Origin of the sequence: Pedobacter alpinus (assembly GCF_042684645.1) — a bacterium.
Classification (GTDB): Bacteria; Bacteroidota; Bacteroidia; order Sphingobacteriales; family Sphingobacteriaceae; genus Pseudopedobacter; species Pseudopedobacter alpinus.
In genome coordinates this window covers 69374-96087 of record NZ_JBHULV010000022.1, presented here as the reverse complement: position 1 = coordinate 96087, position 26714 = coordinate 69374, and the positions used below count along the sequence as shown (strand labels likewise).

The window sequence follows — 26714 nt, the reverse complement described above, 5'->3', positions numbered from 1 at the left end:
TCAACTAAGTTCAAACTTGATACTTGATACTTGATACTTTTAAACTTACTCCTCTACATTACTTTTTAACACTCCAACCGTTCTGTTACTTTTCTTAAAATATTCATCGGCAACTTTTTTTATGTCTTCAACCGTTACTTTAGCATATTCATCTGGTGCACTAAATAACTTTTTATAATCGCCAAAAAACAGTTCATAAGTACCTAAATTATTAGATTTTCCGTCAATAGTTTCAATATCGGCATAAAATTTCATCAATTTTTGATTCTTTATTTTTTGCAATTCATCAGCTGTAATCCCCTCTTTTGCAATTTTATTTAGTTCCTCATAAATTAATTTTTCAGCCTCTTCGGTTGATTTATCAGCACTTAAAGAAACATAAATAGAAAAAAGATTTGGGTCAAAACTTTCAGAAAAATCTGTGAAGATATTAGTTGCCACTTGCTTATTATCCACTAAACTGTGGTATAACCTTGATGTTTTTCCGCTACTTAAAACAGAACTTAAAATATCTAAAGCATAATAATCTTTAGACATAGTTTCTGGTACATGAAAAGAAACCATCATATAAGGTGATGCTACTGTTTTTTGCACTGTAATTCTGCGTTCACCAGTTTGTTTAGGTTCCACTAAATGCACTTTAGGTCCGGGTTTTTGGGCTGGAATTGATGCCATATATTTATCGGCTAAACGCTTAACCTCTGCTAATTTTACATTACCAGAAATTACCACAGTACAATTATTTGGCGCATAATATGTTTTATAATAATATTCTAAATCCTCTTTAGTCCAGTTTTTAATATCCTCTTCATAACCTATCACGCTCCAACGGTAAGGGTGTTCTAAAAATGCAACACCATTCACTTGCTCGCCTAAAGTACGCCAAGGTGAGTTTTCTAAACCCGTACTTCTTTCAGACAGTACAACTTCACGTTCAGAATCTACATATTTAGGGTCAATACTTAAGTTTTCAATCCTGTCGGCTTCTAAATCAAACATAGTTTCTAAAGCTGTTGCCGGAAACCAATTTGAATAAACTGTTACATTTTGGGTGGTGTAAGCATTGTTAGAACCGCCATTAAATTCCATGGTTTTATCAAACATTTTAGGTCCGTATTTTTTAGCTCCGTTAAACATCATGTGTTCAAAAAAGTGCGATAAACCTGTTATCCCAGGATGTTCATTTCTAGAACCTACTTTATAAAACAAATACATATTTGCATTAGGGATTGATGCATCTTCTAACACCAAAAACTTCATCCCGTTGTTAAGTGTAAATGTTTTTACATCATCTACTTTGTTTTGGGCAAATGTTTGCAAACTAAAGGTTAGCAATAATCCAACTACTAATTTCTTAACCATAATTTCAATTTAAGCGAAAAGCAATTTAACAAAAACTCAATATCAATCCTACTTTACTGTAATATGTCTTAATAATTTTGCAATCTTTTGGTTTTAAGGCTGTATTTTTTCTTAAAATTTTATCTTTACAAAAAAAACAACCAAAATATGCTTTCCAAAATCAATTTCACACAAACGCAAGCTTACGAATATCTGATAGATCACTTAGTTGATATGGCAGATGTTCACATGAAAGAACTTTTTGAAAAAGACCCACAGCGTTTTAACAAATTTTCTATTCAATTTAACGATATTTTTGTTGATTATTCTAAAAACAGAATAGACGAAAAAACCATGGCTTTGCTTTTAGAGCTTGCTAAAGAGTGTAAATTAGATGAAGCTATAAAAGCCATGTTTGATGGTGATGTGATTAACGAAACCGAAAACAGAGCTGTTTTACACACCGCTTTACGTAACCGCAGCAATACACCAGTTTTGGTTGATGGTAAAGATGTAATGCCAGATGTAAACGAAGTTTTAGGCAAAATGAAAACTTTTTCTGAAGCCATTATTTCTGGCGATTGGAAAGGATACACAGGAAAAGCAATTACTGATGTTGTAAATATTGGTATTGGAGGTTCAGATTTAGGACCAGTTATGGTTACCGAAGCATTAAAAGCGTACAAAAATCATTTAAACTTACATTTTGTATCTAACGTTGATGGTACTCATATTGTAGAAACCTTAAAAAATGTAAATCCAGAAACTACTTTATTTTTAGTAGCCTCTAAAACTTTTACCACACAAGAAACCATGAGCAATGCACATAGCGCTCGTAATTGGTTTTTAGCAAGTGGCGCTGCCGATGCTGACGTGGCTAAACACTTTGCTGCACTTTCTACAAATGCAGATGGTGTGGGCAAATTTGGAATTGACACCAAAAATATGTTTGGCTTTTGGGATTGGGTTGGTGGACGTTACTCTTTGTGGAGCGCCATTGGTTTGCCTATTGCCCTTTCTGTTGGTTACGATAATTTTGAAGAATTACTAACTGGCGCACATGAAATGGATAACCATTTTAAAACTGCCGAATTTGACCAAAACATTCCTGTTGTTTTAGCTTTATTAGGTATTTGGTACAACAACTTTTTTGAATCTGAAACACAAGCCATTTTACCTTACGACCAATACATGCACCGTTTTGCAGCTTACTTTCAGCAAGGCGATATGGAAAGTAATGGTAAATACGTTGACCGTACAGGAGAAAAAGTTAATTACCAAACCGGCCCAGTTATTTGGGGCGAACCTGGCACCAACGGGCAACATGCTTTTTATCAATTAATTCACCAAGGTACCAAGCTTATCCCTTGCGATTTTATTGCCCCTGCGAAATCTCACAACCCATTAGGAGAGCATCATAACATGCTTTTATCTAACTTTTTTGCGCAAACCGAAGCATTAATGAATGGTAAAACAGAAGAAGAAGTGATTGCCGAGCTAGAAGGAAAAAGCCAAGAAGAAATTGATACCATTGCACCATTTAAAGTGTTTGAAGGTAACCGCCCAACCAATTCTATTCTGGTTAAAAAAATAACTCCTAAAGTATTGGGTTCCTTATTAGCCATGTACGAACATAAAATATACACACAAGGAGTAATTTGGAATATTTTTAGTTTTGATCAATGGGGTGTAGAGTTAGGCAAGCAATTGGCTGGCAAAATTTTACCAGAGCTAAAAGACGATACAGAAATTGATTCTCATGACGCTTCCACAAATGGCTTAATTAATTTATATAAAGCTTGGAGGTAATAAATTAATGGCGTTCCCGCCTGCTTAGGCGGGAACGCTTTACGTTCATACGCCTTAATTTAGACTATAGCTACTAAAGATGATACCCTTTTAGAAATTACAGCATAAAGTAAAACTGTTTCCAACTTAATTTATGATTTTTATCTATTTTGTAGATAATATAATGTCTAGAATTTACAGGCATATTCCCATTTAAAAATCGCAATACTTCCCAATTTTTTATACTTTTTGAGACCTCAAGAGCATCAACTTCAAACTCATTTTCAGGCTTTCTATATTCTTTATTTATAATGTCGTAAACATAAATTTCAGGATCAATTTTATTAAATTCACTATTTGTTGTCTCCCAAAAATTACTTTTTATAACGTTGCCATTTGTATCAACATCAAACATAATAATCACACCACCTACAAAATTCCCATAATCTTTGTTTTTAAGAGGAAGCGTTAAACTATCAATATTAGTAATAGGTTTTGCAGCTTTAAATAATGTATTATTAAAGTTAAAGTGGTAGTTATAAATATTAAAATTTTTAGCTGCTTTTAAAGCAGAAATATTACTAACACTCATACCGTAAAAAGAACTGTTAGAACAATTTAGCCCAAAACTTAGCTTACCATTTTTCTCTTGAGCAAATACCAATAATTTATTCCCTATGTTAACATCATAATCGCAACTGCTAATTCCTTCTTTTCTATATCTTGCCTCGGCTGGCCAAGTAAAACTTAAATATTCTGGTTTATTCAATTCTTTAAAATACTCTTCTATTTTAAAGGTAAATGTGTATGTTAATGAATCTTTAGGATAGTTCTTGGAAATAATCTCTCCATAAAAAACATATTTAGAAATATGATACTCTAAGAAAATGTTTGGAGGGGGACAAACACATGCAGTTGAGAATTTACTTAATAAAGTAAAAAGAAAGCATAGTAGAATGTACTTTTTCATGTTTAAATTTAGCAATTTAATACAATGTTTGAAATTCTTTAAGCGCAGGATTACCTAAGTTAGATCTTGCTTTTACTTAAAATATTTAACGGCAGGATAATTGACTAACCCTATTCATCAAATTTTATTTTAAACCTAAATTCATGGAAAAATCAAACATCACTCTTTTTGCATGCACACTGTTGTGTGTTTGCTTTCTATACGCTTGTAATTCTAATAAACCAACAGAACCTGAAGTAAAAAAAATGGAGGAATTTCAGGACAGTTTGAAAAAAGAAGAAGCTCAATTAAATAAAGATATTGAAACCGTTCAAAAATCTATGCAAGATTTAGATAAAGAATTTAAAAAAACAAACTAAGATGAAAAAGCAAAGATATTTATTAAGCATTGCCATACTCCCTTTTTTAATGATGATTTCATTAAACTATAACCAAGGAAAATCTAATGGTAAAGGAAATCAAAAAGAAAAGTCCGATAAACATCAAGGAAAAAATGATAATCATAATGAAAAATATAATGACCATCCACAAAACAAAAATTCCAATAAATCTTATGAGAAAAAAGGTAATGCTGGCAATAAAATTAAAAACAAAGATTTAAATGGAAAAAATGCTAAATGGAAAGTGGATGAGCGTTGGGATGATAAAAAATGGGATGATAACCGTTTTGATACGAGAATGGGTAAAATAAAAGATTTTAAAAAATCAAAATGGGTTAATTCAGTTTATTATCCTGGTATTGTTTGGTTTACAGGAGATAGTTATAACGATGTAAAATATCCTAAAAATCAAAAAAAGGTTAGTGTTTGCCACAAACCTAATGGCTCTAATAATCCTGTTCAAATTGAAGTTTCTGTTAATGCGCTAAAAGCACATTTAAACCATGGTGATTACGAAGGACAATGTAATGATTACGATAGAACCAGATACAGTGATGTTTATTTTGATACAAGAGAAAGCTATTATACACAATACACACAAACTACTGAAACGCTTTCTTTAGGCGAACAGTTATTAGCTTTAGCAATAGATAAACTTACAAACTCTAGACAGCAATTAAATTCACAAAGAACAATATTAACTCCACAAGAAGTGAGTAGAAAAGAAGTGGCTATTATTAACTTACAAAACGATACTTACGTTTTACAAAACTCTTTAGAAAGAGGAAATACAAGAGTTACTCAGGTTAACTATGTGTTTTAAATAAGATAGCATTCCATAAAGTCCAATTAGCGGTTATTAAGCTAATTGGACTTTTTTTTGAGAAATTATTTTTCTAAAATAGCCAACTGCCCAAAATATCATTATGATTAATAAAGTATTCGCTATTTCCTCTTATGGCTTTAAAAACTTGGTCAAATAGTAATTTATAATCTCCGGTTTCTGAAGGAATTTTTTCTTCTACCACATTGCTATTTTCATCAAAAGTGTAAAGCATGCCTTCATTACCATCTTTTTCTTTACCATAAGCTGGAGTCTCCGTTTGGCGCAAGTATTTAGCATTAGCATGTGAAGGGGCTACTTGTGCTTTTATATTTTAAGGCACAAGAAACCCTCGCCCTTTCCCTAATCCCTCATTCTTGTGCCAAACGGGGGTTTACATATTTAAACGCCTGTTCTTTAAGATAAAGAACAGTAAGCCCAGAATTATTGATAAGCAAACTAACACTAAATATGGATAAGATTCTTTAAGTGCAAAAAATTTAGTTTCTGTTTTTTTATTATTTCTTAAATCTAATATATCTGATTCAAGTTCGCTCAAAGCTTTTTTTATGGCTAATTCATTATCGGGTTGTTCTCCTGCTAAAGGAGGAGATGGAAAATTTTCGCTATTAATTGCATAGGGGTTTGCAAAACTTCGAGACCATCCACAATGGCTAACAAAAAACTTATTCCCTTGACCTTTTTTAGAGTACATCAGCCACAATTCGCCAAGCTTTGGATGCACAGAGCAATCATCAATAGTTTCGATTAGAGTGTTTCTACGTTTTCTCCTTTGTATATTTCTTGTACAAATACTTCGATATAAGAATTATAAACATTCCTGACTTGTCCCAAAAAAACGTAATCTGAGTCTTGAAAGTCCTTTTCTTTGGTTACAACTTTACAGTCGCATGCAAATAAATTAAAAGAAGCTATCAAAATGGCGAAAAGAAAAAATAGTTTCATTAGTTTATTTTCTATATTTAAAATACATTGATTGATAAGGTTCTGGCATAGCTTTATTGCCCACCTCTTTGAAATAATAAGTCCACATTCCTCTTACCGTGTGCTTCTTAAATAATTGACTAGTCTCAGCCCAGTATTTACTGTCAATTACCGCAAAATAAGCTTTATAATGATTTTTAAAGCCATCTCTATATCCCATAATGCCATGACCGTAACCTTCATGTATCATTAAACCTCTGATATTAGCCCTCGTGATTTCAAAATCCCCGATATCAAACCCTATGCGATATTTCCCATTATTAAATCCTAAATACTTAGCATTTGCTCCCGGATAATTATTTAAGCTTTTATCCACTCTTCATTCTTGCGCCAAACGGAGAACTTGTTGAGGCCATTAAGACTAATATTATTAAAGTTAATTATATCATTATATCATTATTTTTTTTCATCTCTTCGAAGAGTCTATTATAAAATTCTTTAAATTCATCTTTACTTTGAAGAATATTTAAAATATCGTTTTTAAAAAAAACAACTTTATCTTTCATTTGCAAACTATTTTTATTTTTCGACTCCAAATCTTTAGAAATTACTATAGAAGATTTTAAATTTTGTTGATCCCATATTTTGATTTCACATATTTCAGGCGGCATTTTCATTAAGCTGTCTAAATAGAGATTTTCCCCTTTTACTAAATAAATATTATTGACGACAAATGATCTCTTAACTTTTGCATCTTCTATATCTGTTAACTTAATTTTTTTTTTAAGATTTAATTTTCCATAATTAAGGTTTAACATTCTACTGTTTAAATCATAACTCAAATAAGAATTATAAAAGAAAACAACTTTATAATCGATCATGTTCTTTTTAGTCAATTCGGAACACGAAAAAAAAACTAATAACACAAAAAAGAGGTGCTTTTTTATCAGGGTTTTATCCATAATGGTATAATTTTATAAAAATTTCTCCATGAAAATTCCGAAGGATACGTACCAAGGTTTCTATAAACATTATTCGGTATACTTAATCCAAAAGCTTTCATATAAACACCAGTAAAAGTTGATGTCGCCTTTTCACTATAAATTCCGGAATTCGCAAAATTCATGTTTATATGCCATGAATGCATAAATTCATGTTTAAAAACCAAGTTTCTAAAAACTAATGATTGCCCCTTTAATGCTGGAGCAATTCTTACAATTGAATTATATCGATTTGCAAAACCTCCTCCATAATATCTACTCGTTTCACCCCATGCTGGACCATCAGATGTCATTATGTTCCCATCTTTGATATTATCAATTGCTAAGGTTACTCTAGTGTTCAACTTATCTTCAATTTGTTCAAGACTTAAACCATCTCTTGATCCTATATTATTATCATAATCAAGTCTCATTTCATCCATAGAATTATAGTTTTCTCCGCTTAATCCGCTTCCATCACCATAAAAATACTCAGCTTTTCCCATACCTTTTCCTGTCCAAAAATCCCTTCCATCATTCATTGCATTGATCCCACTTAAAGTCCCTCCTATCAAACCCCCTCCTAAAGCACCCCAAGCGCCTCCTTTTAAACCACTTCCCAAAGCTGAGCCGAAACTTGATCCATTAAGTAATGCGTTGCCGAATCCACCTGCAAATCCACCAGCAAAACCAGCAGCAGAACCAACTACAGCACCCGACATAAAGCCACTACCAACAACTCCCGCAGCAGTTGTCCCTAAAAACCCCGCACTAAATGCTGCGCCACTCAAAGCTGAACTTATCCCAGCTCCAACACCAGCTCCCAAAGCACCCGCAACTGCGCCTACACCAAACTGAACAAGTCCCTTCCAACTAAAATTAGCACCATTAGCTATCCAATTAGAGATTCCACCAATAGCAGCTCCAATTATTAAATGTATAAACTCTCCACTAGGATCCACATGGCTTAGTGGATTATTCAACACATAACCGTAACGATTATAATTTTGCGTATTTGAAGGATCTTGTACAAAATTATCAGGAGCTAAAAAACGATGCAATAATGGATCGTACAATCTACCATTCATGTGTATTAAGCCAACTTTGCTTAAATGCTCATGCCCTGTATAACCACGGTCTAATATCGCAAAATCTGTTAAATTATTGCCATTACCATCGGTTAATTTTACAATATTTCCCCAAGCATCAAAATGTCTTTGTTCTTTGCTAGCACCTTGGTCATCTGTTATTAATAATATACTGCCCAAATAATCTCTGTGCAGATAATACATTTGGCTATTTATTTGTGTGCCAGCGTTGTAGTCTTCTTTCCAAATAGCTGGTGCGCTGTAAGCATCGCCAGCTATATAAAGCACAAATGAGGTGGTACCACTTACTAGGTCTTTGGTAATTTCTACGCTACCATCATCCGAGTAGTGTTTTCTTAACTTACGTAATAAAGGGTCGGCATTTTCATCGCGTTATGAAAACCGAGGACTGTGTCCGGAATTTTTAAAACATCTTTTCAATCGGCAATAACCCCTTTTTATCCTTATAAGTGTTGCAATAATAAATTTAAAGTTCTTTTTTAAAATTATCTTCCATAACCGGACTCAGTCCTCGGTTTCTTGGAAAGATTTAAGTGATCGCTGAAAAAGCGAACACTTAAACCAGAGGGGGGAAATAAAATTATTACTAAAAGTTTACATTTAGTCATCATTTAGAACATGCCGAACAGATCAATTAATTAGTCTCAATTATTAGCATACCAAATTTATATTCTCTTCCATAAATTTTGATAGATTCATTTGGGTCTAGGTAAGCAATAGATTTAATAGATTCCAATTTGATATTCGATAATTTGTGCTTTTTTTCGTTTCGTGACGTTATCATTTCACCATTAAATCTTATCATTAAATTAGTGATAACATTAATACTACTATCAATGAGTTCAACTTTCTTAATTTGTCTTTTTTTAATATTGAAAGATTGAATCATTTCTCTATTAACGTTTAACCAATCTATTTTTAAAATTGGATTAGTTACTTCATTATGACTTAAGTTTAGACTGAAAATATCTCCATACGTATTAAATTTTTTATTTCCAATTAATAAACTATCATTCTGTGCGGATGCTATTTTAAATGATAATATCCAAAATAACGTGGTAATAATGTAATATCTCATTGTTCTAATCCCGTAGTATAATTCCATGTTTTAAAAAACAACAAAAAACGTAAAAAAGTATCATCCAAATTGAATAGAGTTGTTGTATTACCTATATTAAATGTTGTTTCAAACCTATTGACGACAAATGAATTATTTTTAAGATAATCATAAGCACCATGTCCTCTAGCCGTTGTGGTAATTTTACCCTTCAAAATTACTGATAAGTCTTGTGCATTATCAGTTCTGTTACCTAAAGCATCGACAAAAATTTGCTTACCTGGTTTGTCCCAGTGTGTGTGATAAATTGCTTTGGTCCCTGTTAATGGTTTAAATCCACCACCTCCTGGCGGATCTATTCCGTGGGAATGGCGCCAATTTCTAGGAAACCTAATCACCCTGCCATCATCCATTAAAAACCCACCATATTCTTTTCCCCAAAATCTAGATTTTTGAAAATCCGCTTGCATGGCTAGATATTGACGATATGATAGATTTTGTTGACCTAAAGAACTACCACCACCCCATTTCCATGTACCGTAGGAGACACCATGAAATAAAGCTAAAGATAACCCTCCGTTTAGTAGAGCTTGTCCAAGGTTAAAGTCCCCTGATGTTAAAAATTGACCCGCTAAACTAGACAGAGTGCCTCCAACTAATGCTCCTCCTCCTCCTCCAATTGCCGCAGCAAATCCACCGCCTACAGCACCAGAAATACCACCAATTACAGCTCCTTTCAACATAGAATTCACATTCCACCCGGTAGCAAGTCCATTAAATCCTGCTCCGCCTAACGATCCTGCTCCAAAACCTGCAAGAATTGCTCCACCGCCAGCAGCACTAATACCTGCCGCCGCACCACCTGATGCTGCACCGATTAAAGTACCACCGGCAATATATCCAAACATACTCCAACCATTAGCCTTCCCAATTTTATATCCACTATAACCTCAAATCAATGCTCCAATTCCAATAGCTAGTAACGGTATAAACTCACTCCCAAGCTGGTTCGAGCTTGTAGCTCGAACTTTTTACTTTTCTCTTTTAAAATAACCAATTTCTATAACTTGCTTTTTGATTTGTTTGTTTTTATTAGAAACAGTTAAACTAATTGATAATGTTACGAGCTACAAGCTCGCAACAGCTGAGGTCGAATAGCATTTTTTAGAATAATTTCAAGGAATTTGAAATCGACATGCCTTTCCTCATTCTATTAAAAGATAGCGAATCTAACGGTCCATATACTTTTTCTCTTTTCTTATCTATGATCCAATAATTTATTGAAAGACTTGATAAATCCAAATTTGAACAACCAGGATTATTTCTCTGCTTCGCAATTATATAAAAATCATCCGACGCAAATGACTCTACGGTGCAAGGGACTAAGCCTGTAAATGTTGAATCATTAGGTCCTGTTATAAATTGTATAGTCTTGCTTTCGCTAACTAATGAATACTCATTTCCTAAATCTTCTGTATAATCACTGACAGAACAGGAAGCAAGATTAAATAAAACAAAAAAAAGTTTAGCTTTCATAATTACTTTTTTATAGGGTAACTGCCATAGAAATAAATATAATATGGGATTCCTTTGCCTGCCAACCAACTACCGACTCCAGTTCCAAAATTCCTGACAATAAGAGAGAAAGGTGTTTGTTTGGTGTTTTTTGTATAAGGTTTAATGTCAAAATCATAATAATCATAACTCCCAAAAAGAGCCCCATTTAAAAGTTTTAGTCCTATATTTCCATAAACACGTCCATCTTTTGATTTAAATAATGTCTGAAAATAATTTACCCCTTTTCCTCTAAAATCACTTTCTTTTATAAATGCTAAATCAATTTTACCGAGATCTGCATAAAGCGAATTACCATTTCCTTTTCTATACCATTCATTGGCTTCTGATAATGTAATATAGCCGTCCGCATCAGGTCTGTTGTTTTGATATTTAATCTGATCAGTAGAAACCCAATATTCCGGCTGATCCTCTAAATATTTTCTACCTTCTTCAGTAAACCCATATGCAGTTCCTATAACAGAGCCTACAGCCGCACCAATACTCCCGTAAAGTCCACCTAACTTATTTGCATAACCCCAATCCCCATTACTGACTATCATTCCAGTGCCAAAGCCAGTCAAATACCCAGCGGATCCTCCTGCTAAAGTGCCGGCTAAGCCATAAGCAGCGATCGTTCCATTAGAAAATGATCCGAAAAAAGCACTCCCCGCAAGCGCAGGTCCTGCAACTGCAAATCCCCATCCACCCAATCCTCCTGCTACAGCACCGATTCCTATTCCACCCCAAGTTTTTCCGCTACTCCAGTCCCATTTTGTCGGGTTGAATTGCCCATTATTTGCAGCTGTGCCCCCTAAATAAGAAAAAATTGCTGCTCCAATAATTATAGCCTCAACTATAAACTCTCCACTAGGATCCACATGGCTTAACGGGTTATTTAGAACATAACCGTAACGATTATAATTTTGCGTATTTGAAGGATCTTGTACATAATTATCTGGAGATAGGAAACGATGCAATAAAGGATCGTATAACCTGCCGTTCATGTGTATCAAGCCAACCTTGCTTAAATGCTCATGCCCTGTATAACCACGGTCTAATATCGCAAAATCTATTAAATTATTGCCATTGCCATCGGTTAATTTTACAATATTTCCCCAAGCATCAAAATGTCTTTGTTCTTTGCTAGCACCTTGGTCATCTGTTATTGATAATATACTGCCCAAATAATCTCTGTGCAGATAATACATTTGGCTATTTATTTGTGTGCCAGCGTTATAGTCTTCTTTCCAAATGGCTGGTGCGCTGTAAGCATCGCCAGCTATATAAAGCACAAATGAGGTGGTACCACTTACTAGGTCTTTGGTAATTTCTACGCTTCCATCATCCGAATAGTGTTTTCTTAGCCTGCGCTGTAATGGGTCTGCGTTTTCATCGCCATAAAAGCGGTGCGATCTCCCCTGTGCAGCGTTATACCAAAAACTTATTTTTTCTTTGCCTTGTTCTGCAATTTCTACTGGGCTTTTAAAAGCATTATAACTAATTTGTTGTAATCGCCTATCGTTATAATGATCCATAGCAGTTTGCGTAAGGTTATTTAAACCTGTTTGCTGATAGCCGTTATAGGTATAAGTACCCAGTTTACTATTGGTGGTAATAGTACCATTGCTACTATAGCTTTGGCTAAAATTGCCATTATTATCGTTAAAATCTGTTAAGCGGTCTTGGCTATCGTAGGCAAAGTTTTCGTTCCAAGCAAAAACGCTATTGCTTCTGCTCATTAAGTTACCTCTTTGGGCATCAAAACTATAGTTGAGCCGCATCAGCTCTCCTAAAACTCCGGTTATTTTATTTATTTTTATTTCTTCTACAAAACCATATTGATCATAAGTATAGGTTTGCTTAGTGTTATAACCAGCTTGGTAAACTAGGGTTGCTTGACCTCTGGCGTTTAAGCCTGCAATTTCCTGAATGGTCTCCGCAGTACCCATATCTGTATTGCTACTTAATTCTCCATATTGGTAATTGTTTTGAATAGTTTTACTAACTGTTTTACTGCTTAGTTTATCTAATGCTATAGTCTCTTCGGTATCTATCCTGCCAAAAGGATCATAGGTAAAGTTTTTTGTAAAGGTAGCAAAGGGGTTATTTTCTACTTTGCTTATTAATCTTTTATAAGTATCATAAGTGTAGGTATAGTTAGAATTGTTACCATCATTACTTACTGTACTGCTTAAGTTTAAAGAAGTAAGTAGTTTAGAGCTGCTATCATAAGTGTACAAATAGCTCATATTTGTTAAGTCGCCAACAATATGTTTGGTCAATACTTTACCGTAATCGTCATGAGTGTAAGTAGTAGTTCCTTTTGGGGTATTTTCTGTTAATGCTTCCCCAAAATCATTATAGGTATAGTTATATACCCCTGCGGATGGATCGGTCAATTTTGTTTTACGCCCCCAGCCATCTTGTTCTATGGTTTGTACATTACCTGCGTAACTAGAAGATTTTAGGTTGCCATTGGCGAAATAAGTATAATTTATGATGCCTCCAGGATCTTGCGAGGTTACTACTTGGTCTAGTGCATTTTTTGTGGTTGTAACAGATTTTGTTCCATCGTTTACCGTAACGGTTAAACCATTATAGGTAATATTAGTTGTTTTCCCAGTAAATGCAATTGCTTGGCTTAAACGTCCATAGCTATCAAACACTTTTTCGTTCCATTGAGTATAAGAACTGCCAAAAGCAGGTTCGCTCACTTTAACTTCTCGGCCGTATGCATCATACTGGTAAGCTTTTCCTATAAACTGACCAAGAACATCTTTTGTTCTAACTTCCTCCGTTTGCCCTAACGCATTAATTAATGTATAACTTTCTCCACCTTCGTCATCATTATTTTGTATAGACATAAACCCACCGCCAATAAAGTTATAAGAACGATAACTCTTCTTACCTAAATAATCAGTGTTTTCTACCAATCGCCCCCATGAATCATAAGCTGAAGAAGTTACTAGACCAAAAGGATTGGTGACCGTTAAAACATTTCCGAAGAAGATATCATAGGTATAATTAGTTTCTAGTCCATCAATATCTATTGATTTAGTGACAAATTTACCGCTTGCTTCATATTGCATACTAGAAGCTCTTTCTACTCCGCTTGGTATGGTAATACCTTTTCTGGTTATATTCCCGAAACCATCATATTGGATATTTTCTGTTATAAAAGCTGTTCCGTTTCCTTTTCGTTTAATTTGGGTTGGTAAAAAGCCAGTATAAAAATATTGTTCTTCTGTAGTGTAAGTATCTATAGGATTAGTGAGGGTAGTTTTCTTGTTTGTAGGTCTTCCGATATAGTAACTGCTAGTTATGTTGTTATCGTAAGTTATTTCTACTTTTTTAGAACCTTGTCCAGAAAAATCAGAAAACTCTTTTGTTAGGTTATAATAGCTGTCATAAACATTTAATATGGTTGTGTTTGTCCCGTTCAACAAATCTTTGGTGCTAGATAATGTAGGTACATTAATAAATACTTTATTTGGAGTTAAAACTGTTTGGTATGTATAATCAGTTCTATTGATATAATCATTAATTGCTGCACCATCACCTACACCACTTGTACTATTATTAAAGATGGGGTTGCCATTACCATCAAAGGTAGGTGTACTAATATTTGTATTTGTGATTGATGAATTCAGATAAGAAGATTTTGTTGTGAATGATTGTTTTAAAGCTCCTCTTTTTTGCATGTCCATAATCGAGATGTTGAACATTTGGTTTTGGTCGCTTGCATCAACATGCCAATTGCTTTTTATAATTTGGCTAAAACCTAAAAAGCCCAAACCATCGGCATTTGTAACGGCTGCTTTATAACCAAATACTTGTTGAGTTGAATTTAAAAGATAGAATTTCTTTAATTTGGTTACAACCTTTAATCCTGGTGCACTATGAATATCTACAAATGGATAAGTTTGATCCCAACTGTCTTCATAAACTTGCAAATCGTAAGAATTAGGATCGTAAATCAAATCTTTATACTCGACCTGATAAGTAACATCATCTTGACCGATAGACCTAATTAAGGATTTTTCTTTTACATTTTGGGTAAAATTATACATAATCATTCTATTGTCACTCAATACACCAAACTCTAATTTAAAGTTTGTTTTCTGACTGTTTAAAAATAATGGTATAGGGCGATGACGTAAATAAGTACTTTGGTAATCATAGGAACCATAAACAAATTGAGGAAAACCAGAATTAAAAGCGCCAAGGTTATTATAAGTGGTTAGCGCTAAAGAACCTTGAGTTGTTGAATTATATGTATTTATTTTTAAACTTATAAAATCAGTCTTCCCATCATTATTAATATCGGTTGGTATTAATTTTGTTTCCTCTATATTTCCTCCAGATATAATATCATATTTAAATGTAAAAGGCATGTTTTGTAATTGATATGCGAACTCTTTCCCATTAGACATAAATACTGCAAAACTATTGCTATTATTTGCAGTTGGTAAAATGATGTCAATTTTCCCATCACCATTATAATCTCCTAAATATGGTGGTAAAGTGATAGTGAATCTATTATTTATTTGATGTTTTAAAAGTGATAGATTGCCATTATTATCAATTTCATAAACATAAACTTCACCAGCTAAAATTTGGATAATATCTGTTTTACCATCACCATTAAAATCCCCAGAAAAAATATTATTGCTATTTGCGGCTTTAGCTAACATGCCAGTGAGACTTACAAAATTTGTTGCAATTCTTCTGTCTAAGTTAATTAGGTAAACTTTAGCATCTTGTACTAAATGGAAATCTTGTTCGCAGCAATCTGTATCCCACCAATCAGTACATTGTACTCTTCTTTCATAATCTGTTTGACTATAAGGTGTGGTAATTGCAATTAAATCTGTTAAACCATCGCCATTAAAATCACCTGATATATACTTTTTAGGTATTGCAAAACCTTCGGTAGTATAATCATTTAAACATTCAGAATAGTAAGTGTTTGAGGTAGGAGCATTACTCCATGTTTTCTCATATTGCAAAAGCCCTCCTGCGTATGAAACTGTAGAAATAACCTGAAACTTCACTTCATTACTACTTTGATTTTTCACTAGAGATAAACCAGTCCCCGGATATAATTTATTATTAGAGGTTAGCCAATTTACTGGGAAAATTTCTTGAAAATAACCTGTATTTACTTCTTCAATAAAATTATAAGGGCTACTCACGTCTGGGTCACGCATTAACCAATATTTATTTTTTGAATTTGGATACACAACAAAATCTAATGTACCGTTTCCAGTAAAATCGCCCGTAATCACGTCGCTATTATTACTGGCTACCCCTGTTAATCCAATTTGCGCATAACCTGTTGGTAATATGTGTATATAAGAATCAGCATCATAACTAAAAGTAATTGGTTGGAAACTTTTTGTGTTATCACCGTTTAATTCAACAATGCTTTCTACTCTTTCATAGTTTAAATTATTTATTAAGTTATGGTTCAACTCATAGTTTCTATAAGGTATACCGTAGCCATAAACTTTAATTTTCGACAATATTTTATCCAAATAAGTCGAAACACCTGCTACTGCTTGTTGCTCTTTTAATGTTCTGTTTTTATATTCAAAAGTAATTGTATTAATTGCTATATTACCATACTGTATTTGGTCTAAATAAAGCACATTGTATGAATTTGTATAATAATAATTTATTCTTAAACCTTGTGGGTTTTCTAGGTAGTCTATCCCATATTGTAATGTAGAATTAGAATTATAATTACTACCATATACAGCTTTAGAGCCATCAGGGTAAAAAACTTCAAAATAAATTAAACCACCCCCGTAGCCGTAATAACTTCTAGAGACAATTTTTACGTTACTATAATTCTCTGTTTCATAAACTGCCCCTTCTTCTCCATAAATTCCACTTTTTAATATTAATCTCTGCCCATCTAGCGCAAATTTATCTCCTCCATTATTATTTATTGCTCCAATGTAATTATCTAGATTTTTACTAGCTGCAATCCTTGTAATAGACGATAACCCACCTATATTCCATCCATAACCTGCAATACCATTACCTGATTGGCTACTATAAGTCAAACTTATTTTCGGTGCTACCCCATTAACTCCAGCAGGAATAGAAATGGGAACCGCAAATGTTGCACTTCCGGTATTAGAAACATCAATAAGACTTTGAGTTCTTCCTGCATCTATTTGAGCCGTTGGAACACTTGAAGGCTGTGGGTAGGGGTTTGGATTAGGATCTTCTTCTGGATCTATTCCTATAGGATCAATCCCGACCCTTAAACTACCTGCATTAAAAGATTGGCTTTGTAAATTAAATTTCTCAACTTTTTGCTCAGGTACATATCTTATAGTGTCTAATAAAATGAGAGAATCTTTTTTAATCTTCTCTTGTGAGAATGCAATCTTTGTAATAGATAAAATTATAAATAACAGTAGTAATATTTTCTTCATAGCATACTTATATATTTTCTAACTAAATATTTTTATTGTTTAATTATTTTGATAATTTCCTCTCTATTTGATGAGTAAGTTGCCTTTAGTAAATAAGTGCCAGCAGCATATTGTAGAAAAGAAATACTTGCTTCTTTTTGTTTTTCACTACATTTTAAAGAAATTAATTTTATTCCAGACATGGTGAAAACTGTTAATATTTTATGTGTTCTTCATCATCACTAAACCAAGATAAATTGAGTATTTCTAATGTTGGATTAGGATAGGCAGACAACCCACGCTTTAGTAAAGAATTTTCCTCTAGATTATTCTTAAAATTTAGTTCTGTAGATTTATTTACAAGATTACTTGTGGTATATGGCGGTGGGCAGTTTATACATATCCATTTTCTTTCTGTTTGATTGCCAGCAATATCATACTGAAACGATAATTCTTGACCATAGCTGTTAACAATTAGAAAGGATAGAATAATTTTTAAAAGTAAAAGTCTTTTCATAGAATTTATTTAATAAATGTTTACTAGAAACAAATTTCTGTGAAGAAAAAGACAATTAATATTTTAAAAGGAATATTTTATTCGCAATAGAATAAAAATATTCTCCATGTTTAGTAAATTGGCTAACTACTTATGAAAAAAGATGAATTTAGGGCAAAAAATAAGAGAAATAAGAAATAAGCAGAATATTAAGCAAGAAGAACTTAGCGTATTTTTAAGAATAACTCAGGGACAGTTATCCAAAATGGAGAATGGTAAAACTTTTATAAGTTTTGAACAGGTTATTAATATTGCCACATATACAAATACCCAGCTGCACTATTTCCTACCTAATGATTTAGAGAAAATTCAACAGCTTGATTTCAAGATACAATTGGAAACAATGCATCAAGAAATTATGGATCAAAAGGAAACCATTAAGCATCTACTTAAAAATATTAGATTACTTGAACTAGAATTAAGAGATTTAAAAAATTATGATGAATTTAATTAGACAAAGTTTTTCTAAAGTGTAATTACTTTACTAGTAAAGTTAAATCATTAAATCAGCTTAAACTGATAGTTTAGATATAATTGTTATCTAAAAAATATGTTTACATCAACAATAATAAAATATTTGTAGTTTATTTTCCTAAATTATTTTTCTAAAATAGCCAACTGCCCCAAAATATCATTATGATTAATAAAGTATTCGCCATTTCCTCTTATGGCTTTAAAAACTTGGTCAAATAGTAATTTATAATCTCCGGTTTCTGAAGGAATTTTTTCTTCTACCACATTGCTATTTTCATCAAAAGTGTAAAGCATACCTTCATTACCATCTTTTTCTTTACCATAAGCTGGGTCATTCGGTTTTATTCCGGCTAATAGTTGAGGCTCTTGTATGTCAGTACGGTTTTTTATCAATGTGCCATTTATACCATAAAAAACATACGCAGGTTGTTGTTTTACCACCAACATATTAGTAGTTACATATACATTTAGTCCGTTATTATATTTCAAATGAGCATGTGCAACATCATCAACTTCTGTTCCTTCTCTGTATTTACCATAAGTTTTACGAAACTCGTTTGGAATACCAAAAAGAGCAATGGCTTGGTCTATCATGTGCGCACCTAAATCATAAAAAATACCTGCACCTGGTATGGCTTCTTCTTTAAATTTTTTCTCGCTAATTTCGTTTCTGTACCTATCAAAACGCAAATGTGCTTCGGTAATTCTACCTAACCTTCCTGATTTTAATACTTTTCGAACCGCCAAAAAATCGCTATCAAACCTGCGGTTTTGGTATGCTAAAACTTTTAATCCTTTTCTAAAGGCTAAAGAAAAAAGCTCTTCGGCTTCGGTTTTAGTTACCGAAAATGGTTTTTCTATTAAGACATTTTTTCCTGCGTTTAAGGCCGCCTTAGCAAATTCGTAATGTGTATAATTTGGGGTGTTAACAACTATCAACTCCAAATTCTCATCGGCTAATAATGTTTCATTATCTCTGTAAGTTATAATATTTGGATAATCGGCAACAGCATTGTTTTTACTACGCTCTGTTACAGCTACCAGCTCAAAACCGCTGTGAACATCAAAAAATGGTGCATGAAAAATTTTTCCAGACATACCATAAGCCATTAAACCCACTTTTATTTTATTCTCCATTATTGTCTTTGTTAATTTGAAATCTTAAGCTAAAGGTAACATTATAGTTTCTGCCAATCTAAACTCCATATTATCATCAACTAAATAACTGATTGGTTTTTCTGGGTTTTTTATGATTTCTAACAATAAGAACCCCCAACGTTTCCAAAAGTTCTCTACCACTTGGCCGTAAGTTTTAAAAGACCAGTCGTCAAAAACAGGTTTAGCTGTCATGCCACGTAAAGGCATGGCTTCTATAAAAATTTGGTCTTCTGTTGGGATAATATGGTACTCTGGCAATCTGTTAAATAAATAAGCCGAGTAAAAAAGTTTAGCGCACAACTCTTCAAACTGAATGGGATGCAACGTTTTACCTTCTATCTTATTCCAAATTTCTTCGTGGTATTTTTTATTAGCACCATTATCTTGCAGGCACATAATAATTCCGAAGTTTTGGATACGTAAAGAAAAAGTAAGGGTATTTATTTCATCGCGGTAAGCAAATTCATTTTCTTCGTTAGTTACTGGGCACACAAAAAGGCTGTATGGTTTAAAATCTTCAAAAACTATATTATTATTTACTTTTTGCAGCATGGTATGCAACATACCAAACTTGTGTATTAAACCTTGCGACATGTTAAATCCTTCGGCAAAAGTATTTTGATGTTTAATGGCTGTTTGAATTTCTTTAAAAATTACCCCATAAACAGTTTTTGCAATCCATAAAAAAAGTAAATCTTGGTCTAAATTTTTTACCGCTTCATAACCACTTTCAAAAGCAATTTGGATGGTTTTTTCTAAATCGCTAAGCTTTTCTTTTGCAGCATCGCTACATGGCACAACAATATCTGCATAGCTTTGCATGCTTTCATCCAGCATTTTAAAAGGCGTATCTTTTAAATTGTAGCGTTCTGTAAGCCAATTGGCAAATACAGGAAATGGAGTTTGGTCTTTGCTTAATGCTTCGCCGCTTAAGAAACAGTGCGAATTATCAAATCGCATTTTTTTAAACGGATGGTAAAGTTGTGCTGGCATGGTGCAAAAATACAAATGCAAATTAGAATTTGGACTAATATAAGAGCTGGGCTAATAGAATTACATTTAATTAACTATTCGGTAAGATTTTAGGATTAAATAGGGTTGTTGAATGTCTATCAGCTTATCAATTTTTTTGAACATAAAAAAGCCTGAACATTTTTTTGCTCAGGCTCCTAAAATTATTAAAATCAGAAATTACCTACCCATTCCTCCTCCTGGCATTCCTTTCATCATTTTTTGCATTTTTGCCATGGCAGATGGATCAGAAAATTGTTTCATCATCTTTCTCATATCTTCAAACTGCTTTATGAGCTTATTTACTTCGGCTATGTCATTCCCACTACCTTTTGCAATTCTGTTTCTGCGGCTTTGGTTAATGCTATCTGGATTTTCGCGTTCAAATGGCGACATGGATTGGATAATAGATTCTATACCTTTAAAGGCATTGTCATCTATATCGATATTTTTCATCATTTTGCCAACACCTGGTATCATACCCATTAAATCTTTAATGTTACCCATTTTTTTGATTTGCTGTATTTGGCTTAAAAAATCGTTAAAATCGAATTTATTTTTTCTGATTTTCTTTTGTAAAGCTGCGGCTTCCTTTTCGTCAAACTGTTGTTGTGCTCTTTCTACTAAAGAAATCACATCACCCATACCTAAAATACGGGAAGCCATTCTGTCTGGATAAAAAACATCCAGCGCATCCATTTTTTCGCCAGTACCTACAAATTTAATAGGTTTGTTAACAACAGATTTAATAGACAAAGCCGCTCCACCACGGGTATCACCATCTAATTTTGTTAAAACAACACCTGTAAAATCTAACCTATCGTTAAAAACTTTGGCTGTATTTACGGCATCTTGCCCAGTCATGGCATCAACAACAAACAAAATCTCTTGCGGTTGCGTAGCTTTTTTAACTTCCGCAATTTCATCCATTAAGGCATCGTCTAATGTTAAACGACCCGCTGTATCTATTATGATTACGTTATTACCGTTTTTCTTACCATGTGCTATACCTTCTAATGCAATAGCAACAGGGTTTGTAGATTCACGGTTGGTATAAACCTCTGCACCTACTTGGCCCGCTAAAACTTCTAACTGGTCAATTGCAGCAGGGCGATAAACATCACCAGCTACTAATAAAGGCTTTTTACCTTTCTGCGATTTTAAGAATAAAGCTAATTTACCCGTAAAAGTGGTTTTACCAGCTCCGTTTAAACCTGCAATTAAAATTACTGTCGGACTTGCTTTAATATTTAGCTCTTCTACACTACCACCCATTAAAGCGGTAAGCTCATCATTCATGATTTTTGTAAGCAACTGCCCAGGCGAAACTGTGGTTAACACATTTTGTCCTAATGCTTTTTGCTTCACTTCATCAGTAAATGTTTTAGCAGTTTTATAGTTAACATCGGCATCTAAAAGAGCTTTACGTATCTCTTTCATGGTTTCCGCCACGTTAATTTCGGTAATACTACCCTGACCTTTTAATACTTTAAACGCTCCTTCGAGCTTATCTTGAAGATTATCAAACATTATTTAATCCTATTATTTCAAAATGAATTGGGGTGCAATTTATCAATTTTTGATTGAATTATTATGCTTATAGAATAGAGATATGATAATTACTTATTGGTATGATAGCTAAATTGATTTGATTTTTTGAAAAACGACCATTATTTAGGTATTAAAATTTCGTTAATTTCTAATATTCAATACTTTGTAAGTTCATTAATAGGTATAATTACGCAATTTAATTAATGAGATTGATTTAAGTATTATCTAAATTTTTTTTAAAATACATTTATGTAACCGAAACGAAATAATATTTTATTTTAAGTTTAAATTTAAAAATGGGCTTCATTTAAGTTATTTTTGTTTATTAACTAGCTAATCTATTCCCAAAATGAAAAAAATTATTATCCTATCTATGGCTATTGTATTTATAGCCACATTTGCACAAGCGCAAACAGATTCTTTAAAAAACAAACAAAATTCTTATTTAAGCAAACAGCTAAACATTACCGATTCCTTGGCTAAACAAGTAGAGAGCATTATGGCAACTTATAAAACAGATGCTGGTAAATTAATGGATAGCAAAAAATTAGACCCAACAGAAATGAGGGCTAAAATGGATGCTTTAATAGTAGAAAAAAACTTAAAACTTAAAAAAATTCTTACTGCTGAGCAATTGAACAAGCTGTTACCTACTACCGAAAAGAAGAAAGATTAATTTTTACTTACCCTCAAAAATTATGAAAACATTTAAAAAAATACTATTCGCATCACTTATTTTGCTATTTACTATCTCATGTAAAAAAGATGATTTACCTGCTGCCACACAAGAAGGTAAAAATATTATGGCCGCAAAAGTTAATGGTAAAACATGGGTTAAAACTGCTTGTTGGAGTTGCATAGGAGCTGGTGGGGGCTTAAATGTATCATACGAAAATGGTATATTAAGTATAAGAGGTGAACAATTTGTTAGTAAAACAAATGATAATGTAATTGGTATACTAATCCAAAATCCAAAAATAGGAGATAATATTGTAGATGGCTCAAGGATTAATTTAGAGTATAATGATTATGGGAACAAAAAATATTATAAAACTTATAGTAATTCCATAGGTGTTGTTAACATAACTAAAATTGATACCATAAAAAAAATAATAAGTGGTACATTTCATTTTGATGCAGTAAATGAAAACGATTTAAATGATACAGTCTCTATTACCGATGGAAGATTTGATGTAACCTATAACTAAACAATAATATAAAAAACAAACTAAATTTGAGGATTTACCTAATCCTTTTGCTACTGCTTTGCCTAAAACTTAACAGTTATGCACAGCCAGCCGGCTCCAGCAAATTAAACCCAATTAATGTTGGTACACTTAATGCAGGTAATTCTTACACCAATACAAAAAATAACGCAACAGCAAACGGTTTCGGTAATAATATTGGACAAGCAAGTGATGATATTTTCTATAAATTCACAATTTCAATAGCCGCCAAAGTAAATTTATCACATTGCGCATCAGGTTTTGATACCTATATGCACCTTTTAGATATTGATGGAAACACCGTTGCTTCTAATGATGATAATGGTCCTGTATGTGCAGGATTAAAATCTTCTATATCTATTTCGCTGGCAGCAGGAACCTACTTTGTAGTTTCTGAAGGTTATGGGACAAATTCAGGGAATATAACTACAACAATAAATATACTTTTGGCTGGCACAGATATTAATAACCCTTTTAATATTGGGCTTTTAACAAATAGCAATAGCACATTTACTGATACTCGAAATAACAGTACACCAAATGGATATGGTAATAATTATGGGCAAACAAGTGATGATATTTTTTATAAATTCTCGCTTAATGCAACGGCACAAATTAACATTTCACATTGTTCATCAGGCTTTGACACCTATATGCATCTTTTAGATGCAAGCGGTAATTTAATTACCTCTAATGACGATAATGGTCCATTATGTGCGGGCTTAAAATCTTCTATTTCTGTTTCTTTAGCTGCTGGCACATACTATATAGTATCTGAGAGTTATGGAACAAACTCTGGAGCTATAAGTACTTCCATTTCTGCAAGTTTTGCAAATTCATTAACATTTGATACCTATACAGAATTTATAGACTACGAAATGCGGTTTTTAGATAAATCTGACATTACTACAGGTATTTTATACGATAGGGTAAATAATTTGGCTGGTTTAAATGATTTTAATGTTAACAATACAGACACTAGTTCCAATAAACATTTTAAACAAAGTTATTTTGAGATGCTAGGTGCTGCGTACAATAGTAGCAATTGGTTAACCTTAGCAGATATTAAAGATTTAGGTTTGGGAAAAACAATAACAGGGCAAGTGCCTATAGGTCTTTCGTCTTATTCTTTTAATATGATTGATACCAATGCAGTAGCAAATAACCTGTTTTATATGGTAGATAGTGTATTGTATGATACACCAAATAGAACAACCTCTCCGTATCAGCTAGTCAATAAATTTGTTGCTGCACCCTTGTTAGATAGTGTGCCATTGAGTTTCTCATATTATATTGGCACTGAGTTTTTAATAGAACATAGTAATAAAGTGATTAGCACCATACAAATAGATTTTGGTGACGGTGTAGGTTTAAGAACAATATCATTAAATAGCAGTATTCCGGTAAATTATCCTACTTATGGTTTCAAATATTTAAAATTTGTAATTGGTTTTAATGATAATAACGTAATTACTACCTATGCCATGGTTAAATGTGCTGATTTTAATTTAACAATTCCTGAACCAAGTGAAACTTTGCAAAGGGTAGTTCAAAGTGTTGGTAGTACCCAAAATACTATCAATTGTAGCATTGACACACCAAGTTGGATAACCAGTAAAATTGCTTTTCAAGGATATGATGAAACAAGTGCTAGTTTTGGCAGAGGCAATGTGCGAACATACTATGCAATCAATGGTGCTTGTGATGGCATTATCAGAAAACCAATTATTATTATTGATGGTTTTGATCCTGGTGATAGCAGAGACATTGAAAAACTATACAAAGAAGATTTAAATGAAACAGGTTTTGCAACAAATTTAAGGTCACAAGGGTATGATATAGTTATTTTAAACTTTCCCACTTATAAAATTGGCACTCGTTATATTGGTGGTTTATTTCCTAGACCTATTATGAGAGATGGTGGAGCTGATTACATAGAAAGAAATGCGATGACCTTAATTGCGTTAATAGACTCAATAAACACAGTAAAACAAGGCACTGAAAAGCTGACAATTATAGGTCCAAGTATGGGTGGTTTAATTAGCAGATACGCTTTGAATTATATGGAACAGCATTCTATGCAACATAAAACCAAACTATGGGTATCTTTTGATTCACCACATAAAGGAGCCAATATACCAATTGGAGACCAAAAATATTTAGAATTCTTCTCTACTTTAAGTGATGCTGCTAAGGAAAACTTGAAGGATAAAATTGGTTCAGTTGCAGCGAGACAAATGCTATTGCATCACTATACCGATGGTACACCTAACCCTCAAATCCCCATGCCAAATGGTTTTAGAGCACAGTTTTTAAGTTCGCCATATATGGCTAGTTTTCCTAATGGCGATTCAGGACAACCATTTAGAAAAATAGCACTGGTAGATGGTTCTTTAGGAGGAAATGGGGTAAATACAGCAGGAGAAAAAGCATTTACTTTTGACACTAGGCATATTAAAACAAGGTTGTTTTTTATAAAAGTAAAAATAAAAACATTTACTATTGCTTCAGCAAAAATGTATTTCACACCAAGTTATGGAAATACGAATAATGTTTTAACTGCTTGGCGACCTTTTAAAAGCGGTGTAAATAGTGTAATTGCACCATCTAATTCCTCAGGGTACGATACTGCTCCTGGAGGCACTTATGACACACAGGAAATTTTACAACAAGAAGGAACAGGTATAATTGGTTCAGAATCAGCCCACACCATTGCAGGGAAAATATTAAATGTATTTACAGGTGGGGTTTTCAATGTTATCTCTACATTTTATTCGGTTATACCAAATCACAGCTTTATCAATACTAAGAGTGCACTCGCATTTATTGGTTTAAATCAAGATTTATCAGAAAATGTAAGTGTTAGAAATTTAGTTTGTACAGGTGAAACTCCTTTTAATAGCTATTTCGGCTCATTTAACGAAAACAGAAAACATGTTGGGCTGTGGCAAGATGCGGTAAATTGGGTCACCGAAGAAATAAATGGTAATCCTCAGCCACCATCGGTTAATGATAATTCATTTCAAATTCAAGGATCTTCACAAATCTGTAATTCATCAGAAACTTACGGTATTGCCAGTTTACCTACAGGGGCAACAGTTAATTGGACGGTTAATCCTTCTAGCGGTGTTGTAAGTTCTAGCATTTCAGGAAATTCAATAACCTTAACAAAAACCGGAAATGGTCAGGTTAACCTGAGTGCCACAATTGTTACAATGTGTGGAAATTTCAATTTACCCTCAAGAACCATTAATGTTGGTGCTCCCTCTTTAGGTATGCCAAGCTTTACAAACTCGGATAATCAAAGTCCATATTGGTGTTCTAATAATAGTAGTGGCAACTCATTTACAATAGAAACTA

Annotated in this window: 23 protein-coding genes; 7 read left to right on the top strand and 16 right to left on the bottom strand. The window is 33.1% G+C overall.

Annotation, left to right across the window (positions count from 1 at the left end; translation table 11 throughout):
* Positions 1-45 precede the first annotated feature (45 nt).
* Positions 46-1362, bottom strand: a complete 1317-nt coding sequence (locus ACFSSE_RS06975; RefSeq protein WP_379042992.1) for a M16 family metallopeptidase — start codon at positions 1360-1362, stop codon at positions 46-48.
* A gap of 147 nt (positions 1363-1509) precedes the next feature.
* Between ACFSSE_RS06975 and pgi the strand changes: the two genes are divergently transcribed.
* Entirely contained in the window at positions 1510-3150 is a 1641-nt protein-coding gene (pgi, locus tag ACFSSE_RS06970; RefSeq protein WP_379042989.1) for a glucose-6-phosphate isomerase, read from the top strand.
* 97 nt (positions 3151-3247) lie between these two features.
* On the opposite strand, the gene ACFSSE_RS06965 is transcribed toward pgi, so the two are convergent.
* On the bottom strand, positions 3248-4099 hold the full coding sequence (locus ACFSSE_RS06965) for a hypothetical protein (RefSeq protein WP_379042987.1): 852 nt from the start codon (positions 4097-4099) through the stop codon (positions 3248-3250).
* A 143-nt stretch (positions 4100-4242) separates the two neighbouring features.
* On the opposite strand from ACFSSE_RS06965, the gene ACFSSE_RS06960 reads away from it, so the two are divergent.
* Together ACFSSE_RS06960 and ACFSSE_RS06955 are read left to right on the top strand one after the other, a co-directional pair.
* The gene (locus tag ACFSSE_RS06960; protein ID WP_379042984.1) at positions 4243-4458 is read left to right on the top strand and encodes a hypothetical protein; all 216 of its coding nucleotides are present in this window, start codon (positions 4243-4245) and stop codon (positions 4456-4458) included.
* Between the two features lies 1 nt (position 4459).
* A complete protein-coding gene (locus ACFSSE_RS06955) occupies positions 4460-5302 on the top strand; it encodes a hypothetical protein (protein ID WP_379042981.1) in 843 nt (280 codons plus the stop codon).
* 73 nt (positions 5303-5375) lie between these two features.
* On the opposite strand, the gene ACFSSE_RS06950 is transcribed toward ACFSSE_RS06955, so the two are convergent.
* From ACFSSE_RS06950 to ACFSSE_RS06900, 11 genes are all read right to left on the bottom strand, one after another.
* Positions 5376-5591 carry a hypothetical protein gene (locus tag ACFSSE_RS06950; protein ID WP_379042978.1) on the bottom strand — a complete coding sequence of 72 codons (216 nt, stop codon included), beginning with the start codon at positions 5589-5591 and terminating at the stop codon, positions 5376-5378.
* Between the two features lie 105 nt (positions 5592-5696).
* Positions 5697-6017, bottom strand: a complete 321-nt coding sequence (locus ACFSSE_RS06945) for a hypothetical protein (RefSeq protein ID WP_379042975.1) — start codon at positions 6015-6017, stop codon at positions 5697-5699.
* 255 nt (positions 6018-6272) lie between these two features.
* The gene (locus ACFSSE_RS06940; RefSeq protein WP_379042972.1) at positions 6273-6623 is read right to left on the bottom strand and encodes a hypothetical protein; all 351 of its coding nucleotides are present in this window, start codon (positions 6621-6623) and stop codon (positions 6273-6275) included.
* A 64-nt stretch (positions 6624-6687) separates the two neighbouring features.
* Positions 6688-7128: a hypothetical protein gene (locus tag ACFSSE_RS06935; RefSeq protein ID WP_379042969.1), complete on the bottom strand. Its 441-nt coding sequence runs from the start codon at positions 7126-7128 to the stop codon at positions 6688-6690.
* A gap of 65 nt (positions 7129-7193) precedes the next feature.
* Positions 7194-8603 (bottom strand): RHS repeat domain-containing protein, encoded by a 1410-nt coding sequence (locus ACFSSE_RS06930; RefSeq protein WP_379042966.1) that lies wholly within the window; start codon positions 8601-8603, stop codon positions 7194-7196.
* Positions 8604-8970: 367 nt separating this feature from the next.
* On the bottom strand, positions 8971-9414 hold the full coding sequence (locus ACFSSE_RS06925; protein WP_379042963.1) for a hypothetical protein: 444 nt from the start codon (positions 9412-9414) through the stop codon (positions 8971-8973).
* Positions 9411-10301, bottom strand: coding sequence for a hypothetical protein (locus tag ACFSSE_RS06920; RefSeq protein WP_379042961.1), 891 nt, complete (start codon positions 10299-10301; stop codon positions 9411-9413). The genes ACFSSE_RS06925 and ACFSSE_RS06920 overlap by 4 nt, the downstream gene beginning before the upstream one ends.
* A gap of 256 nt (positions 10302-10557) precedes the next feature.
* Entirely contained in the window at positions 10558-10929 is a 372-nt protein-coding gene (locus ACFSSE_RS06915) for a DUF3997 domain-containing protein (protein ID WP_379042958.1), read from the bottom strand.
* Positions 10930-10931: 2 nt separating this feature from the next.
* Positions 10932-17399, bottom strand: coding sequence for an RHS repeat-associated core domain-containing protein (locus ACFSSE_RS06910; protein ID WP_379042956.1), 6468 nt, complete (start codon positions 17397-17399; stop codon positions 10932-10934).
* Positions 17400-17431: 32 nt separating this feature from the next.
* Positions 17432-17581: a hypothetical protein gene (locus ACFSSE_RS06905; protein WP_379042953.1), complete on the bottom strand. Its 150-nt coding sequence runs from the start codon at positions 17579-17581 to the stop codon at positions 17432-17434.
* An 11-nt stretch (positions 17582-17592) separates the two neighbouring features.
* Positions 17593-17895, bottom strand: a complete 303-nt coding sequence (locus ACFSSE_RS06900; RefSeq protein ID WP_379042951.1) for a hypothetical protein — start codon at positions 17893-17895, stop codon at positions 17593-17595.
* A gap of 142 nt (positions 17896-18037) precedes the next feature.
* On the opposite strand from ACFSSE_RS06900, the gene ACFSSE_RS06895 reads away from it, so the two are divergent.
* Positions 18038-18388, top strand: a complete 351-nt coding sequence (locus ACFSSE_RS06895) for a helix-turn-helix domain-containing protein (protein ID WP_379042948.1) — start codon at positions 18038-18040, stop codon at positions 18386-18388.
* Between the two features lie 143 nt (positions 18389-18531).
* Here the strand turns inward: ACFSSE_RS06895 and ACFSSE_RS06890 are convergent, their stop codons facing one another.
* The 3 genes from ACFSSE_RS06890 to ffh form a co-directional block, all read right to left on the bottom strand.
* The gene (locus ACFSSE_RS06890; RefSeq protein ID WP_379042945.1) at positions 18532-19545 is read right to left on the bottom strand and encodes a Gfo/Idh/MocA family protein; all 1014 of its coding nucleotides are present in this window, start codon (positions 19543-19545) and stop codon (positions 18532-18534) included.
* A 24-nt stretch (positions 19546-19569) separates the two neighbouring features.
* Positions 19570-20559 (bottom strand): hypothetical protein, encoded by a 990-nt coding sequence (locus ACFSSE_RS06885; protein WP_379042941.1) that lies wholly within the window; start codon positions 20557-20559, stop codon positions 19570-19572.
* A gap of 198 nt (positions 20560-20757) precedes the next feature.
* Complete coding sequence (gene ffh / locus ACFSSE_RS06880; protein WP_379042938.1) at positions 20758-22107, bottom strand: signal recognition particle protein; 1350 nt, start codon at positions 22105-22107, stop codon at positions 20758-20760.
* A gap of 370 nt (positions 22108-22477) precedes the next feature.
* Between ffh and ACFSSE_RS06875 the strand changes: the two genes are divergently transcribed.
* From ACFSSE_RS06875 to ACFSSE_RS06865, 3 genes are all read left to right on the top strand, one after another.
* Positions 22478-22804: a hypothetical protein gene (locus ACFSSE_RS06875; protein WP_379042935.1), complete on the top strand. Its 327-nt coding sequence runs from the start codon at positions 22478-22480 to the stop codon at positions 22802-22804.
* 22 nt (positions 22805-22826) lie between these two features.
* On the top strand, positions 22827-23336 hold the full coding sequence (locus ACFSSE_RS06870; RefSeq protein WP_379042932.1) for a DUF6252 family protein: 510 nt from the start codon (positions 22827-22829) through the stop codon (positions 23334-23336).
* Positions 23337-23362: 26 nt separating this feature from the next.
* A partial coding sequence (locus ACFSSE_RS06865; RefSeq protein ID WP_379100832.1) for a pre-peptidase C-terminal domain-containing protein occupies positions 23363-26714 on the top strand: 3352 nt, incomplete at its 3' end.

Bases quoted from the DNA above. Each gene is read 5' to 3' on its own strand.
- ACFSSE_RS06975 (WP_379042992.1), bottom strand. From the start codon at position 1,362: ATGGTTAAGAAATTAGTAGTTGGATTATTGCTAACCTTTAGTTTGCAA.
- pgi (WP_379042989.1), top strand. From the start codon at position 1,510: ATGCTTTCCAAAATCAATTTCACACAAACGCAAGCTTACGAATATCTG.
- ACFSSE_RS06965 (WP_379042987.1), bottom strand. From the start codon at position 4,099: ATGAAAAAGTACATTCTACTATGCTTTCTTTTTACTTTATTAAGTAAA.
- ACFSSE_RS06960 (WP_379042984.1), top strand. From the start codon at position 4,243: ATGGAAAAATCAAACATCACTCTTTTTGCATGCACACTGTTGTGTGTT.
- ACFSSE_RS06955 (WP_379042981.1), top strand. From the start codon at position 4,460: ATGAAAAAGCAAAGATATTTATTAAGCATTGCCATACTCCCTTTTTTA.
- ACFSSE_RS06945 (WP_379042975.1), bottom strand. From the start codon at position 6,017: ATGTACTCTAAAAAAGGTCAAGGGAATAAGTTTTTTGTTAGCCATTGT.
- ACFSSE_RS06935 (WP_379042969.1), bottom strand. From the start codon at position 7,128: ATGATCGATTATAAAGTTGTTTTCTTTTATAATTCTTATTTGAGTTAT.
- ACFSSE_RS06925 (WP_379042963.1), bottom strand. From the start codon at position 9,414: ATGAGATATTACATTATTACCACGTTATTTTGGATATTATCATTTAAA.
- ACFSSE_RS06920 (WP_379042961.1), bottom strand. From the start codon at position 10,301: ATGTTTGGATATATTGCCGGTGGTACTTTAATCGGTGCAGCATCAGGT.
- ACFSSE_RS06915 (WP_379042958.1), bottom strand. From the start codon at position 10,929: ATGAAAGCTAAACTTTTTTTTGTTTTATTTAATCTTGCTTCCTGTTCT.
- ACFSSE_RS06910 (WP_379042956.1), bottom strand. From the start codon at position 17,399: ATGAAGAAAATATTACTACTGTTATTTATAATTTTATCTATTACAAAG.
- ACFSSE_RS06905 (WP_379042953.1), bottom strand. From the start codon at position 17,581: ATGTCTGGAATAAAATTAATTTCTTTAAAATGTAGTGAAAAACAAAAA.
- ACFSSE_RS06900 (WP_379042951.1), bottom strand. From the start codon at position 17,895: ATGAAAAGACTTTTACTTTTAAAAATTATTCTATCCTTTCTAATTGTT.
- ACFSSE_RS06895 (WP_379042948.1), top strand. From the start codon at position 18,038: ATGAATTTAGGGCAAAAAATAAGAGAAATAAGAAATAAGCAGAATATT.
- ACFSSE_RS06890 (WP_379042945.1), bottom strand. From the start codon at position 19,545: ATGGAGAATAAAATAAAAGTGGGTTTAATGGCTTATGGTATGTCTGGA.
- ACFSSE_RS06885 (WP_379042941.1), bottom strand. From the start codon at position 20,559: ATGCCAGCACAACTTTACCATCCGTTTAAAAAAATGCGATTTGATAAT.
- ffh (WP_379042938.1), bottom strand. From the start codon at position 22,107: ATGTTTGATAATCTTCAAGATAAGCTCGAAGGAGCGTTTAAAGTATTA.
- ACFSSE_RS06875 (WP_379042935.1), top strand. From the start codon at position 22,478: ATGAAAAAAATTATTATCCTATCTATGGCTATTGTATTTATAGCCACA.
- ACFSSE_RS06870 (WP_379042932.1), top strand. From the start codon at position 22,827: ATGAAAACATTTAAAAAAATACTATTCGCATCACTTATTTTGCTATTT.